General features: G+C 44.3%; 1 protein-coding gene. It reads left to right on the top strand.

The annotated features are described in order from the left end of the window. Nucleotides 1-68: 68 nt before the first annotated feature. On the top strand, nt 69-316 hold a 248-nt coding region (locus AAEZ03_RS26580; protein ID WP_350582769.1), incomplete at its 3' end, for an SDR family NAD(P)-dependent oxidoreductase.

Consider the following 316-nt stretch of genomic DNA (forward strand, 5'->3'; position numbering starts at 1 on the left):
GTTATAAAAAGAGCAGTTATAAAAACGTTAAACATCAACATCAAACAAAAATTTATTAAGGGAATAATATGCAGATTAAAGAAAATAGCTTTTTGGTCACCGGCGGTGCATCAGGATTGGGTGAAGCCGTGGTTCGCGCTATCGTCGCTCAAGGTGGCAAGGTCGTCATCGCTGATTTGAATGAAACAGTAGGGTCAGCGCTAGTAGCTGAGCTGGGCGATAATACGCGTTTTGTTCGTTGTGATGTGACCAGTGGTGATGAGGTGCAAGCGGCGGTAGATACAGCAGAAAAAGAGTTTGGTGGTCTGCAAGGTTC

Source organism: Pseudomonas sp. HY2-MNA-CIBAN-0224, assembly GCF_040310285.1.
In the GTDB taxonomy this organism is placed as follows: domain Bacteria; phylum Pseudomonadota; class Gammaproteobacteria; order Pseudomonadales; family Pseudomonadaceae; genus Aquipseudomonas; species Aquipseudomonas helleri.